Raw genomic sequence first — 14,355 nt, 5'->3', positions numbered from 1 at the left:
GCCCGGTTAATGCCGGGCGTTTTTTTTACATGGTGCTAAGGGCAGTTTTGCTAATTGCCGCCGAACCGATTAAGCTGCTGCCAAGCCTGTAACCGTTGGCAGCAGCGCGATCTTTGCTGCTTACCAGCCGCCATACTTTGAGGTTGATATGCAGCCGCAGTTTCTGCACGCCGTACAACAACTAATTCCCGCTGAGCGCTATTTCGATGATCCGCTGAGCACGCTGGCCTTTGGCACCGATGCCAGTTTTTATCGGTTAACACCTAAGTTGGTACTAAGGGTTGAAAGCGAACAGGAAGTCATCGCTTTATTAAAGCTGGCAGGTCAGTATCAGGTACCGCTAACCTTTCGTGCGGCGGGCACCAGTTTATCCGGTCAGGCGGTGACGGATTCGGTGTTGTTGGTGCTGGGCGAAAACTGGCAGCAATATCAGATTTTTGAGCTTGGTGAGCGGATCCGGCTTGCGCCCGGGGTGATAGGCGCGCAGGCAAATCAATGGCTGGCGCCCTATGGCCGCAAGATTGGCCCGGATCCGGCATCGATTAACAGCTGCAAAATTGGCGGCATCGTCGCCAATAATGCCAGCGGCATGTGCTGTGGTACCGCGCAAAACAGCTTTAATACTCTGCATGGTATGCGTTTGGTGCTCGCTGACGGCACGGTGTTGGATACGGAAGATACAGCAAGTGTCGCGGCCTTTCGGCAGTCCCATGCGTCACTGTTAGCCGAGCTTAGCGCCCTTGCCCGGCAAACCTGTGACAATCCCGAACTGCTGGCCAAGATCCGCCATAAATACCGCTTAAAAAATACCATGGGCTTTTCGCTAAATGCTCTGACGGAGTTTAGCGATCCTATCGATATCCTAAGCCACTTAATGGTGGGATCAGAAGGCTGCCTCGGCTTTATTAGCAGTGTTACCTACCAGACGGTGCCGGAACATCCGCATAAAGCCAGCGCACTCTATGTGTTCCCGGATATTGCCAGCTGCTGTCAGGCGGTAACCTTGCTAAAAGACACGCCGGTGGCGGCTGTTGAGCTGCTGGACCGGCGTAGTTTACGCTCGGTGCAACATAAAGCCGGCTTGCCGGCCTGGGTGGCGACCTTGTCAGAGGGGGCTGCGGCGCTGTTAATTGAGAGTCGCGCCGCCACAGTGCCGCAGCTGGAACGCCAGTTGGCACAAATACAGCAGCAACTGGCGGCCTTTGAGCTGGAACAAAAAGTGGATTTTACCCGCGAGCCGGCAGTCTGTGAGCAATTATGGGCGATCCGCAAAGGCACTTTTCCGGCGGTCGGCGCGGTACGCGAAACCGGCACCACGGTGATCATTGAAGATGTCACCTTCCCACTGCCACGGCTGGCAGAGGGGGTATTAGCCTTGCAGCAGCTGTTTGACCATTTTGGTTATCATGAGGCCATTATTTTCGGGCATGCGCTGGAGGGCAATCTGCATTTTGTGTTTACCCAGAGTTTTAACAGCGCCGCCGAGATCCAGCGTTATGCCGACTTTATGCGAGAGGTGGCGCAGCGGGTGGCAGTAGAATTTGGTGGCGCATTAAAGGCCGAGCATGGCACCGGCCGTAATATGGCACCCTTTGTCGAGCTGGAGTGGGGTACTGAGGCTTATCAGCTGATGTGGCGGATTAAACAGCTATTGGATCCGCAGCATATCCTTAACCCTGAGGTGGTGCTTAGCCGCGATAGTCAGCTGCATCTGAAGCATTTAAAAGCGTTGCCGGCGGCGGATCCTTTGGTCGATAAATGTATTGAATGTGGCTTTTGTGAGCCAGTTTGTCCCTCGCGTAAGCTAACGTTAACGCCGCGCCAGCGTATCGTAGCACAGCGAGAAATCTCACAACTGCAGCAAAGCGGTGAGGATAGCGCGCGCTTAGCCGCGCTGCAGCAAGCCTATCAGTATGCCGGCACTGATACCTGCGCCGCCTGTGGCCTGTGTAGCACGGCCTGTCCGGTGGGCATTAATACCGGCGATCTGACAAGGCAACTGCGTGCCCGTGCCAATCAGCGTTTTCAGGGGCTGGCTAACTTTGCCGCCAGTAAGTTTAGTGTGATTAGCAGCCTTGGCCGCACCGCGCTTAACATCGGCCAGCTCGGCGCCCGTATGTTAGGCGCGGCCATGCCACTCTGGCATCAGGCAATGCCAACAGCGGCCCGCGCCTTTCAGTTGCCGGATAAGCCGGATCTGGAGTCAGGCTTAATACCGGTATTGTATTTTGGCAGCTGCAGCGGCCGGGTAATGGGGCCGCAGCAGCACAGTCAGGATTCGCGCAGTTTGGCTGAGGTAAGTGCCAACTTACTACAAAAAGACGGTTATCAGTTATTTCAGCCGCCAAAGCTGGCGCAGCAATGCTGTGGCATGCCGTTTCAGTCCAAGGGGCAATTCGCTGCCGCCAAACAGCTGCAGCAACAATTGGCTCAGTGGTTAATGCAGCACAGTGAGCAGGGCAAGATTGCGGTGTTCTGCGATAGCAGCCCCTGCAGCTTAACTTTGCGTCAAGCCTTGGATCCGAGCTTACAGCTGTTTGATAGTATTGATTTTATCTATGAAAAAGTCCTACCTAAGCTAAAGCTGAATAAACAGGCCGCGCCACTGGCGCTGCATATCAGTTGCAGCGCGCAGCAGTTGGGGCAGGGCCGCAAGCTGACTGAACTGGCCGCCGCCTGCACCGAACAGCTGGTAATCCCCGAGGGCATCAGCTGCTGTGGTTTTGCCGGTGACAAAGGCTTTTTCTTGCCAGAGCTTAATGCGTCAGCATTGTCTGATTTAGCACGGCAGGTAAGTAAGTGCTCACGGGGGGTATCCAGCAGCCGTACCTGTGAAATTGGCTTAAGCCGGCATAGTGGCGTCGAGTATCAGCATTTACTGTATTTACTTGATACACAAAGTGACTAATTACGGTACATGTGGCAATCTCAATTCAGATGAATTTGAACCAGGCGGAGTTTATGCGGGTATTACATGTCGAAGCTGATAAAGATATCAGAGCCGTAACCAGAAATTGCTCTGGTTCAGTATTGAGTTTGATGATGGTGTTTGGGAAATCGATGCCTACCGTGGCGCAGATAAGCGTGAGTTACAGGTTGATCCGCGTACCGGCAAGGTATTACGCGATCGGGATGATTAATCCACTCTTAATCCACTTTTGCGTTGCGGGGGTTGGCGGTAATCACCGCCAACCTTAAGTTTTAGTGGTTACAGTTTTTGCAATACTTCGGCGGGTAACGCCAGCTCGTCGTTTCTGTTCACACCTACACCGCGCGTTAAAATGTTCTGCGCGATCTGTTTCGCTTCATCCAGCGAGTGCATTTGCGCGGTGCCACACTGATAAATATTCAGTTCCGGAATATCATTCTGACTGGCAACTTTTAACACATCATCCATCGCCGCCTGCCAGGCTTTAGCTACCCGTTGTTCATCCGGTGTACCAATCAGGCTCATATAAAAGCCGGTACGGCAGCCCATAGGCGAAATATCAATAATTTCCACATCCTGGCCATTTAAGTGGTCACGCATAAAACCGGCGAACAGATGCTCCAGCGTGTGAATGCCTTTTTCAGACAGAATTTCTTCATTTGGCACGCAAAAACGTAGATCAAATACGGTAATGGCATCGCCTTTGGGCGTAGTCATCTTTTTAGCAATGCGCACGGCCGGCGCTTTCATAATGGTATGGTCAACAGTAAAACTATCGAGTAATGGCATAGCAAATCCTGTAAGCAACTTAGAGATGGTTTGATTATAGCGCTGGCGGCAGCGGAAAGTTAACCGCTTTTGACCATGACGGCTATAAACAACACAAAATGCATCAAAAGCTAAAATTTTACTTTTGATAACCTTGAATAGATCAGGGCTAATCCCCACTAATCGGTCATCGCAATGTTTCATTGTTCAGAATATAAGTGGAGAGATGTTATGGGTAGAATTATTGGTATTGACTTAGGTACAACCAACTCTTGTGTGGCTATTTTGGATGGTGACAAGCCAAAAGTGCTGGAAAATGCCGAAGGTACACGGACCACGCCTTCCATTATTGCTTACACCGAAGATGGCGAAGTGTTAGTGGGTCAGCCAGCCAAGCGTCAGGCGGTGACTAACCCAAAAAATACCTTATTTGCTATCAAGCGCTTAATTGGTCGTCGTTTTGAAGACGAAGAAGTGCAGCGTGATATCAAAATCATGCCATTCCAAATTGTTAAAGCCGATAATGGTGATGCCTGGGTAGAAGTTAAAGGCAAAAAATTAGCCGCGCCGCAAATTTCAGCGGAAGTGCTGAAAAAGATGAAGAAAACGGCTGAGGATTATCTGGGCGAGCCAGTAACTGCGGCGGTTATCACAGTACCGGCATACTTTAACGATGCTCAGCGTCAGGCGACTAAAGACGCCGGCCGGATTGCTGGTTTAGATGTGAAACGTATTATCAACGAGCCAACTGCTGCGGCACTGGCTTATGGTATGGATAAGAAGAAAGGCGATACCAAGGTTGCGGTATATGACCTGGGTGGTGGTACTTTCGATATTTCTATTATTGAAATTGATGATGTTGATGGCGAGCAAACCTTTGAAGTGTTGGCAACCAATGGTGATACGCACTTAGGTGGTGAAGACTTCGATAACCGCGTGATCAACTATCTGGTTGAAGAATTTAAGAAAGAGCAAGGCATTGACCTGCGTAACGATCCGCTGGCGATGCAGCGTTTAAAAGAAGCCGGTGAAAAAGCCAAAATTGAACTGTCTTCTGCGTCACAAACGGAAGTGAACCTGCCTTATATCACGGCTGATGCCACAGGTCCGAAACACCTGAACATCAAATTAACCCGTGCTAAGCTGGAATCACTGGTCGACGATTTAGTGCAGCGTACTTTAGAGCCGCTGAAAAAAGCGCTGGCTGATGCTGACTTAAGCGTAAGTGACATCAACGAGATTATTTTGGTTGGTGGTCAGACGCGGATGCCAAAAGTTCAGGAAGCGGTAACGGCTTTCTTTGGTAAAGAACCACGTAAAGACGTGAACCCGGATGAAGCGGTAGCTGTGGGTGCGGCTATTCAGGGTGCGGTATTATCTGGTGATGTGAAAGACGTTTTACTGTTAGACGTTACACCTCTGTCACTGGGTATCGAAACCATGGGTAGCGTGATGACCACGCTGATTGAGAAGAACACCACTATCCCGACTAAGAAGTCTCAGGTGTTCTCAACGGCTGATGATAACCAGTCTGCAGTAACTATTCACGTACTGCAGGGTGAGCGTAAACGTGCCTCTGACAATAAGTCATTAGGCCAGTTTAACTTAGAAGGTATTCGCCCAGGCCGCCGCGGCGAGCCACAAATCGAAGTAACCTTCGATCTGGATGCCGATGGTATTCTGCATGTATCTGCTAAAGACAAAGATACTGGCAAAGAGCAGAAGATCACTATCAAAGCCTCTTCTGGCTTAAGCGAAGAAGAAATCCAGAAAATGGTGCGTGACGCTGAAGCGCATGCTGAAGAAGATAAAAAGTTCGAAGAGCTGGTTCAGGCGCGTAACCAGGCCGATGCCATGGTTCATGCCACTCGCAAGCAAATCGAAGAAGTCGGTTCAGCTTTAGCCGCTAACGACAAAGAAGCTATCGAGACCGCAATTGGCGAGCTGGAAAAAGCCATCAAGGGTAATGATAAGTCAGAGATCGAAGCCAAAACTCAGGCGCTGATCCAGGCTTCTCAGAAACTGATGGAAGCCCAACAGGCGAAAGGCCAGGCCGGTGACGCTGGCCAGCAAGCCGGTGGCGCTGACGACGTAGTCGATGCGGAATTCGAAGAAGTTAAAGACGACAAAAAGTAATTAACGCTAAAACAGGCTGCAGCTTTGGCTGCAGCCGTTAACTGAGAAATAAGCACAGATCTATGTCCAAGCGTGACTATTATGAAGTACTAGGTGTCGCTAAAGGCGCCGATGATAAAGACATCAAAAAGGCTTATAAACGCCTCGCCATGAAATTTCACCCGGATCGTACCCAGGGTGATAAAGATATGGAAGAGAAGTTTAAAGAAGTACAGGAAGCCTATGAAGTTTTGTCTGACGAGCAGAAGCGGGCAGCCTACGACCGTTACGGCCATGCCGGAGTAGATCCGAATCGTGGTGCCGGTGGTTTTGGTGGCGCCGGTGGTGCCGACTTTGGCGATATCTTTGGCGATGTGTTCGGCGATATCTTTGGTGGTGGCCGCCGCGGTGGTGGTTCGCGCTCGCAACGAGGCGCTGACCTGCGCTACAACCTGGAGTTGTCGCTGGAAGAAGCGGTTAAAGGTAAATCGGTCGATATTAAAGTACCGACCATGGTCAGCTGTGACAGTTGTGATGGTTCAGGCGCCAAAAAAGGCACTTCAGCCAAGAGCTGTCCAACCTGTAACGGTGCCGGTCAGGTTACGATGCGTCAGGGCTTTTTTGCGGTACAGCAAACCTGTCCTACCTGTTCTGGACGTGGCAAAATTATTCCGGATCCCTGCAGCAAGTGTCATGGTGAAGGTCGCGTAGAAAAGACCAAAACGCTGTCGGTTAAGATCCCTGCCGGTGTTGATACTGGGGATCGCATTCGCTTATCTGGCGAAGGTGAAGCCGGCATGCATGGTGCACCTGCGGGTGATCTCTATGTCCAGGTGTCAGTAAAAGCGCACCCGATCTTCCAACGTGATGGCAATAATCTGTACTGTGAAGTGCCGATGAGCTTCGCTACCGCCGCCTTAGGTGGCGAGATTGATGTGCCAACGCTGGATGGCCGCGTTAAGCTGAAGATCCCGGCAGAAACGCAAACTGACAAGATGTTCCGCTTGCGTGGCAAGGGCGTACAGTCGGTGCGTGGCGGCGGTGTCGGTGATCTGGTGTGTAAGGTGGTGATTGAAACCCCGGTTAAGCTATCAGAGCGGCAAAAAGAGCTGCTGCGCCAACTGGATGAAAGTATGACCGGCGAAGGCGAAGCCACACACCGGCCGAAGTCAAAAGGCTTTTTCGATGGTGTGAAAAAATTCTTTGACGATCTAACCAGCTAGTTTGACGGTTTAAACAATGAAATCACAGAAACCACCCGTTTTGGGTGGTTTTTTTATGCTTAAAAGGTACACTTAAGCCACAGTGTTATTTTTCCAACGGACTGCTTATGTTAAAGAAAATTCTGGTTACTGCGGTATGCGCGCTGTTGCTTGGTTCTTGTGCCGAGTCTCCTACCGGCCGCAAGCAGGTGATGCTATTTGATAACAAGCAATTGAATACTATGGGCGCCCAGACTTTCGAGCAAATGAAGGCGGAGCAAAAGATTAGTAGCAATCCGGCGACTAACCGTTATGTGCAGTGTGTCGCCAATGCTTTATTAAAAGTGACACCAGATGAATACCAGCAATACAACTGGGAAATCGTAGTATTTGATAGCGAGCAGGTAAATGCCTTTGCCTTGCCTGGTGGCAAGATGGGCGTTTATACCGGCCTGATAAAAATTGCAGAAACGCCTGCCCAGCTGGCAGCTGTAGTAGGCCATGAAATTGGCCACGTTATGGCCGGGCATAGCAATGAACGCTTATCAACCAATCAGTTTTTACAGCTTGCCTTAGCTCTTGGTGATGCTGGCACTAAAGCTTATGGTGTGCGTTATCAGCAAGAGTTAATGGCGGCGCTGGGGCTGGGTGCTCAGGTAGGCGTAGCCTTACCTTTTAGCCGCACCCATGAAACCGAAGCCGATGTAATAGGTCTGGAATTAATGGCCAAAGCCGGTTTTAATCCTGAAGATTCGGTTGCCTTATGGCGCAATATGGCAGCGGCAGGCAGTGGCGGTGTGCCACAGTTTTTATCCAGCCACCCGGTGCCGGATACCCGCATTCGAACTTTACAGGAAAAAATGCCAGAAGCTGCTACACTCTATCAGCAGCGAAGACAGCAAGGTGCGGTGCCAGCTTGCCGCAAGCCTTGATGTCAGTTTTTTTTACAGTCTTAATATAAAGACAGATAATTAAGGCTGTAAGAAGCAAGCAAAACAAAGGCTTGAAAATAGTGGTGCAATACTTGCATCGTATTTTAGTATTATCGATATTGGTTAACCTACGGAAGTTGCTATGCAAGGACATGACCAGAAAGAACAAGACACCACCAAACTAAATCGGCGTAAGTTTTTAACTCGGGCTGGTGCTGGTTTGGTTATCGCCTCGTTACCAGCGAAGTCAGTGTGGGCTTCACAGAATCTATGCCAATTAAATTCCATAGTTGCTTCTTGCCATGGTTCAGATTTTGCTGGAGGTAAAAGAATCTCTCTTAAATCTTCTGGTTTTTTTGGTAACGCTGGTAAGGGGTCGCAAGCGAGTGATGGTTTCGGAATTGGTGATAAAACGTTCTTTGATATATTTCATGGTTATCCATTACCCACAGTAGATCTTTCCGGAACAAACAAAACACTTGAAACGTTGACAATTAAAGATGTTGTAACAGTAAATAATAAAAAATTTCATGGTGAAGAGCAGGTCAACCGATTCATGGTAGCGACCTATTTAAATGCTATTTTTCATGGCTCTCATCAAGATATATTTTTCCCGGTTATTGGTAGTTCGCCGACTTTCACTAACGCAGATGATTTGGCTAACTATTTATATGAGTCCGCAACATTGAACCCTACTGGGTTTGGGTTAGAGCTAAAGATGATGTTTGCTGAGTTTGGAAAATAGGGTTTGGCACAAGGGCTGGATACTTGATGCTAAATCCTCAAATTCTTATCAAACAGTTCTCTGACAAATCTGGTACTGTGTTGTTTAATCCTCAAACCGGAGAGGCTATTGGTTTACGCCTTTCATATTGTAAGTTAATGAGCTTAATTGATAGGCTCGACTCGTCTAATGTTATCGATATTCACGACATTGAAATTTTGTGTAACTCAACTACTTCACTCTCTAATGAATAAACGCTGTAGATAACATGAAATTCACCCGCAAGATCTCAGTGCCTCCGTTCACTTTTGAAGTTTCCACAGATATTGCACAAGTGGCAACGAACATAGATATGATATACAACCAAGGACACGGTCATAAAAATAATCACGTAGACTACTTTTTGAGTATAAATAGTAGCTCTGGGCTTAGACAATTTTTCAGGAAGCAAGCAAGGTTTTTTGTTGATCAACAAGAGCCCTTTCAACCTCTAGAATTACAACAGGCATACGCTATGCTCGAATGGGGAATGAATTGGTGTGTCGCAAGCAATGAAATGCAATATTTGATAATTCATTCCGCTGTCTTGGCTAAAGATGATAAAGCTATAATTTTTCCCGCCCCCCCAGGATCTGGGAAAAGTACTTTGACTACTTACCTCGCATTTAATGGTTGGCGATTGTTATCAGACGAGATGGCTCTCATAGTACCCTACACTAAATTAGTCAAGCCTTTCGTTCGCCCTATTTGTTTGAAAAATAGGTCAATTTCACTTGCAAAAGAGTGGTTTCCTAATGGCCGTTTTTCCAGTATTGCTCGGGATACTCATAAAGGAGATGTTATTCATTTAGCACCACCTCAGGGTAGTTGGGAGGGAGCATCCAGAATAGCTAAGATCGTTGGTATAGTTTTCCCTCAGTATACGCCAAATGTTCAGCTGGAAATTTACAATTTAAATCAAACACAGGCTTTTATGCAGTTGGCACAGAATGCTTTTAACTTTGGCGTTATAGGTAAAGATGGTTTTGATACTTTAACCGATATTATTGAGGAAGTTCCCGCATTCGAATTGCGATACAATAATTTGGAAAAGGTGTCCGAATTCTTACAGCAGGATATACTATCTGATGCCACTTAGGATTCTTATATTAGAATTATTCAAAGAACCATCTCTTGCACTTGTTATAGAAGACTCTGAATGGGTTTCAGTCATTAGATGTCTTAGACATCAGCAATTGTTAGCTCGCTACAGCTACCTATTTAAAAATGCTGGTATTTTTCAAAAACTGCCAAATTATGTAAAACATCATCTGCGTAATAGTGAGATCTTGGCTGACAAACAGTATTGTCAAGTTCCTGCTGAAGCAGAATCTATATGTAAGCTTTTAGAAAAGAGAGGTATCAAGCCAATTTTTCTGAAGGGTGCGGCTTACGCACTACAAATAGATAACATTGCTGGTATTGGACGAACTTTTAGTGATTTAGATATTTTGGTGCCCAAGGAACGTATCGAGGAAGTTGAGAGATGTTTATCTTTGTTTGGATATTTACCAGAACCACTAACGACTTATGATCAGCATTATTACCGCAATTGGACACATGAAATTCCGCCGTTACGTCATCACAGTCGTGGCACTGTTCTAGATGTTCATCATAATTTAATCCCACCGATTTCCGGCCGGGCGCCGGAAATCAAATATTTCTGGCAACAAGTTAAGGTCACTGAGCAAGGTTTTCAAGTTTTAAGCCCGGCAGCGATGGCTTTGCATAGCTTGATTCATTTGTTTTTTAATGAAGACTTTAAAAATGGTTTCCGTGATTTAACCGATTTACATTTGTTGTTTTCTCAATTCGTAGACCCTGACTGGGAAGTGTTAATGGATCTGGCTGCAAAGACCGGTTTTATGTTCGAGTTGATGCTTACTTGTAGGTATACATCCGGGTTGCTTGCAACATCAATACCGTCTTGGGTAATGCAGAAAACTGAGCTATACAAGCCGCACGGCTGGCGAATATATTTATTAGATTTTATTTTCTTGCGCGTGTTATCCCCGCAGCACCCGATGTTTCAAAGCCGTCTCGATCAATTAGCAGCTTTTTTTGCTTTAATTCGCGGCCATTGGTTAAAGATGCCTATATTAATTTTATTAAGGCACCTGAGTGTAAAAGCCTTTTGTGCAATCCGAGACGCGTTATTTGGCAAACACCAATTTAGCCCGAAACGCCCGGGGTAGCTTGTCGGCGTAGTAGTACCACACTTAGTGCGATCACCAATAAGATCAAACAATAATAGTTATATGTGATGACCTGCCAAGGCGATAAGCCAAAACTCGCTCCGAGCAGTAAGGCCTGAGCACCATAGGGTACTAATCCCTGACTGATACAGGCAAAGATATCCAGCAAACTGGCGCTGCGCCGTGGGCTGATTTGATGTTGTTGTGCCAGGTTGCGGCTAACATCCCCGGTTAATACTATAGCCACCGTATTATTGGCAATGCACAGGTTGCTGATAAAGGCCAGGGCGGCGATGGCCAGTTGCTGGGCCTTATTGCCGGCAAGGCGCAGTTTAGCGGTAAAGGATTGGATCTGATTTGAGATCCACTGCAGACCACCTTGTTGCCGGATAAACTCACTCAGGCTGCTAACCAGCATCGCCAGCAAGAAAATCTCCTGTACATTGGCAAAGCCAGTGGCAATATCTTTGCCCAGATTGCTCATCGCGTAATCGGCTAGCAAGCTACCCTGCAGCGCGGCTAATATGATCCCCAGCAGCAGTACCACAAACACATTTAAACCCAGTACTGCCAGTACCAGAATGGCGGCATAGGGTAAAATGCCGGTCCAGTTATAGGCTTCGGTGCTAATTTGCGGGGCATCTGAAGTCAGTAAACTATAGGCCAGAATCGTTAGCAGTGCCGCTGGCAGGGCAATTTTGATATTTTCTTTAAATTTATCAGCCATATTGGCACCCTGGGTGCGGGTAGCAGCAATAGTGGTATCTGAGATAATCGACAGATTATCACCGAACATAGCGCCACTAAGCAGTACCCCTGCGACAATAGCAGGGTTCAGCTCTGCCTGATTGGCGATACCCACGGCTATCGGCGCCAGGGCGCCGATGGTCCCCATCGAAGTGCCCATCGCGGTAGAAACCAGAGCAGCAATAATAAATAAACCCGGCAAAATAAAAGCAGGCGGAATAATACTTAAACCGGCATTGACCACGGCATCGACGCCACCAGTGGCGGTCGCCACACTGGCAAAGGCGCCGGCCAGCAAATAGATCAGACACATGGTAATAATATTGCTATTACCCGCGCCTTTAATAATAACGTCAATCGATTGCGTCAAAGGGGCGCGATGCAGCCACACAGCCAGTATTAAGGCCGGCAGAATGGCGACATGACCAGGCAGTTGGTAGAACGCGTACTCGACATTCTGGCTTTGAAAATACAGGCCACTGCCTAAAAACAGCAGCACAAAACACAGTAATGGCAGTAATGAGCGCTTCGCGCCGGATGTAATGATAGTGTCCACTAGAGCAACCTCAGCAAAATGGCAGCGCAATATATAGATGTCCAGACGTCTTGTCAATCTGGCGTGAATTCAGGCATGTTTAGGTTATGATTTAGTTAGCTTGCCTCTGTGTTGTTTAACATAGGGTATTTCGACTAAAAAACATACTGTTAGATGGTAAGAATTATTATTGACATAGTGCGGAGGCACGAATGGCAGCAAAGCAGATCATTGGCAGTAAGCGGTTTCTGCCGTTTTTCTTGACCCAGGCGTTGGGCGCCTTTAACGACAATGTATTTAAAAATGCACTGATGTTGCTGCTGACCTTTAGTGCGGCCAGTGCTATGCCCTGGAGTGTCGATGTCAGTATGAATCTGGCCGCCGGGCTCTTTATTCTGCCTTTTTTACTGTTTTCAGCCACCGCCGGCACTCTCGCGGATAGTGTGTGTAAAACGCGGCTGATCCGCTGGTTAAAATTGCTGGAGATTGGCCTGATGCTATTGGCGGCAGCGGCATTTTTCTTTCAGCAGTATTTACTGTTACTGGGGCTGTTATTTCTGATGGGCAGCCAGTCGGCGTTCTTTGGACCGGTTAAATACGCGATACTGCCGCAATTATTAACGGATCGGCAACTATTGGCGGGTAATGCCTGGGTAGAAATGGGGACCTTTATCGCGATTCTGCTGGGCACTATCGTCGGTGGCTTACTGGTCGGCGTAGCCAATGCCATGCTATGGATCGGCAGTTTAGTCGTGCTGTTTGCTGTATTCGGCTACCTGGCCAGTTTACAGATCCCGGAAGTCGGCGCTGTCGCTGCCGGTCCGCGTTTTCAATTTGCGCCCTGGCGGCAAAGCCTGGAAACCGTCCGCATCAGCTATCAAAACCGTACTCTGTATCTGGCGATTATGGCGATTAGCTGGTTCTGGTTTTTGGGGGCCAGCTATCTGACCCAGTTTCCGAATTTTACCAAAAGCCATTTAGCCGGTGATAATACTGTGGTGACGGCCTTGCTGGTGGCCTTTTCGGTTGGGGTAGGTATAGGTTCGATGCTTTGTGAGCGATTATCCGACGAAAGAGTTGAATTGGGGCTGGTACCCATTGGCTCTGTTGGTCTGACAGTATTTGGTATCAGCTTGTATTTTAGTACGCCGGCTGTTATGCCAACTGAGTTGTTATCGCTAAGTCAGTTTTTGGCAACTGCCTTTGGCTGGTGGGTACTTTTAGATTTAACCTTGATTGGTGTTTTTGGCGGGCTCTTTATTGTGCCACTGTATGCAATGTTACAGCAGCGGGCAGAGCCAGCACAGCGGGCGAGAATGATCGCTGCCAATAATATTTTTAACGCGCTCTTTATGGTGGTTGCTGCGCTGGCGGGGATGTTATTTCTGGCTGGGTTTGGCCTAAGTATCCCGGAGTATTTTCTGATCCTGGCCATTATGAATGCGGTGGTTGCGCTCTATGTTTACAGCACGGTGCCGGAGTTTGTGCTGCGGTTTGTGATTTATCTGCTTAGCCATACTATGTACCGGGTGAAAGCACAGGGGTTGGAGCATATTCCCGAGGTGGGGCCGGCGGTACTGGTGGCCAACCATGTTAGCTATGTTGATGCGCTGTTGATTGGCGGTGCAGTACGCCGGCCGGTGCGTTTTGTGATGTATAAAGGGATTTACCAGATCCCGGTGGCGAACTGGCTGTTTAAAGCCGCCAAAACCATCCCAATTTGTGGCAAGCAACAAGACGAGCAGATGTATGAAGCCGCCTTTGCGGCTATTCGGCGTGAGCTCTCAGAAGGCAATTTGATCTGTATCTTCCCGGAGGGGCGCTTAACTCAGGATGGTGAAATCGATGCTTTCCGCACTGGCATTGAGCGGATTATCGCCGAAACCCCGGTGCCGGTGATTCCGATGGCGCTGCAAGGCCTGTGGGGCTCTTTTTTTAGTCATCATGGCGACGGCGCTTTTAAGTTTAAAGGGCGCTTCTGGTCAAAAGTTAAGCTGGTGGCTGGCACAGCGGTACCACCCGCCGAAGCAACAGCGGCGTATCTGGAGCAACAAGTCAAAACCTTACGTGGGCCTTTTTACTAAATACAATATGTGCTTTAACGGACTTCTGACTTGATCCAGAACCCCCGTAGCCCCATAGCATAAGGGTGTTTAACTATGCCGCTAT

Annotated in this window: 11 protein-coding genes; 9 read left to right on the top strand and 2 right to left on the bottom strand. The window is 48.2% G+C overall.

Going from position 1 to position 14,355, the window contains the following annotated elements:
• The first annotated feature begins 148 nt into the window (after window positions 1-148).
• Window positions 149-2,908: an FAD-binding and (Fe-S)-binding domain-containing protein gene (locus AAY72_RS06820; RefSeq protein WP_057786293.1), complete on the top strand. Its 2,760-nt coding sequence runs from the start codon at window positions 149-151 to the stop codon at window positions 2,906-2,908.
• A 106-nt stretch (window positions 2,909-3,014) separates the two neighbouring features.
• A complete protein-coding gene (locus tag AAY72_RS16705; RefSeq protein ID WP_156411296.1) occupies window positions 3,015-3,140 on the top strand; it encodes a PepSY domain-containing protein in 126 nt (41 codons plus the stop codon).
• Window positions 3,141-3,208: 68 nt separating this feature from the next.
• On the opposite strand, the gene luxS is transcribed toward AAY72_RS16705, so the two are convergent.
• Entirely contained in the window at window positions 3,209-3,718 is a 510-nt protein-coding gene (luxS, locus tag AAY72_RS06815; RefSeq protein ID WP_008985755.1) for an S-ribosylhomocysteine lyase, read from the bottom strand.
• A gap of 210 nt (window positions 3,719-3,928) precedes the next feature.
• Here luxS and dnaK point away from each other — a divergent pair, with 210 nt between their 5' ends.
• The 6 genes from dnaK to AAY72_RS06785 all read left to right on the top strand — a co-directional run bounded on the left by dnaK (window position 3,929) and on the right by AAY72_RS06785 (window position 10,904).
• Window positions 3,929-5,833 carry a molecular chaperone DnaK gene (gene dnaK, locus AAY72_RS06810; protein WP_008985756.1) on the top strand — a complete coding sequence of 635 codons (1,905 nt, stop codon included), beginning with the start codon at window positions 3,929-3,931 and terminating at the stop codon, window positions 5,831-5,833.
• A gap of 62 nt (window positions 5,834-5,895) precedes the next feature.
• Complete coding sequence (gene dnaJ, locus AAY72_RS06805) at window positions 5,896-7,035, top strand: molecular chaperone DnaJ (RefSeq protein ID WP_008985757.1); 1,140 nt, start codon at window positions 5,896-5,898, stop codon at window positions 7,033-7,035.
• A gap of 107 nt (window positions 7,036-7,142) precedes the next feature.
• A complete protein-coding gene (locus AAY72_RS06800) occupies window positions 7,143-7,946 on the top strand; it encodes a M48 family metallopeptidase (protein ID WP_057786290.1) in 804 nt (267 codons plus the stop codon).
• 142 nt (window positions 7,947-8,088) lie between these two features.
• Window positions 8,089-8,691, top strand: coding sequence for a hypothetical protein (locus tag AAY72_RS06795; protein WP_057786289.1), 603 nt, complete (start codon window positions 8,089-8,091; stop codon window positions 8,689-8,691).
• 247 nt (window positions 8,692-8,938) lie between these two features.
• Window positions 8,939-9,808, top strand: a complete 870-nt coding sequence (locus tag AAY72_RS06790; protein ID WP_057786287.1) for an HprK-related kinase A — start codon at window positions 8,939-8,941, stop codon at window positions 9,806-9,808.
• Entirely contained in the window at window positions 9,798-10,904 is a 1,107-nt protein-coding gene (locus AAY72_RS06785; protein ID WP_057786285.1) for a nucleotidyltransferase family protein, read from the top strand. Before AAY72_RS06790 ends, AAY72_RS06785 begins: the two co-directional genes overlap by 11 nt.
• Here AAY72_RS06785 and AAY72_RS06780 read toward each other — a convergent pair.
• On the bottom strand, window positions 10,882-12,207 hold the full coding sequence (locus tag AAY72_RS06780) for a Na+/H+ antiporter NhaC family protein (protein ID WP_057786283.1): 1,326 nt from the start codon (window positions 12,205-12,207) through the stop codon (window positions 10,882-10,884). The two genes, AAY72_RS06785 and AAY72_RS06780, sit on opposite strands and share 23 nt — an antisense overlap.
• Before the next feature lie 191 nt (window positions 12,208-12,398).
• Here AAY72_RS06780 and AAY72_RS06775 point away from each other — a divergent pair, with 191 nt between their 5' ends.
• Complete coding sequence (locus AAY72_RS06775; protein ID WP_057786281.1) at window positions 12,399-14,270, top strand: MFS transporter; 1,872 nt, start codon at window positions 12,399-12,401, stop codon at window positions 14,268-14,270.
• Window positions 14,271-14,355: the final 85 nt, after the last annotated feature.

This window comes from Alishewanella sp. WH16-1 (assembly GCF_001441695.1).
Taxonomy (GTDB): domain Bacteria; phylum Pseudomonadota; class Gammaproteobacteria; order Enterobacterales; family Alteromonadaceae; genus Alishewanella; species Alishewanella agri.
Note: the sequence above shows the minus strand (reverse complement) of the source record. Positions and strands in the feature narration are given on the sequence as shown.

Excerpts from the sequence above, each read along its gene's own strand:
- AAY72_RS06790 (WP_057786287.1), top strand. The coding sequence starts at position 8,939 with ATGAAATTCACCCGCAAGATCTCAGTGCCTCCGTTCACTTTTGAAGTT.
- dnaJ (WP_008985757.1), top strand. The coding sequence starts at position 5,896 with ATGTCCAAGCGTGACTATTATGAAGTACTAGGTGTCGCTAAAGGCGCC.
- AAY72_RS06800 (WP_057786290.1), top strand. The coding sequence starts at position 7,143 with ATGTTAAAGAAAATTCTGGTTACTGCGGTATGCGCGCTGTTGCTTGGT.
- AAY72_RS06775 (WP_057786281.1), top strand. The coding sequence starts at position 12,399 with ATGGCAGCAAAGCAGATCATTGGCAGTAAGCGGTTTCTGCCGTTTTTC.
- AAY72_RS06785 (WP_057786285.1), top strand. The coding sequence starts at position 9,798 with ATGCCACTTAGGATTCTTATATTAGAATTATTCAAAGAACCATCTCTT.
- AAY72_RS06795 (WP_057786289.1), top strand. The coding sequence starts at position 8,089 with ATGCAAGGACATGACCAGAAAGAACAAGACACCACCAAACTAAATCGG.
- dnaK (WP_008985756.1), top strand. The coding sequence starts at position 3,929 with ATGGGTAGAATTATTGGTATTGACTTAGGTACAACCAACTCTTGTGTG.
- AAY72_RS06820 (WP_057786293.1), top strand. The coding sequence starts at position 149 with ATGCAGCCGCAGTTTCTGCACGCCGTACAACAACTAATTCCCGCTGAG.
- luxS (WP_008985755.1), bottom strand. The coding sequence starts at position 3,718 with ATGCCATTACTCGATAGTTTTACTGTTGACCATACCATTATGAAAGCG.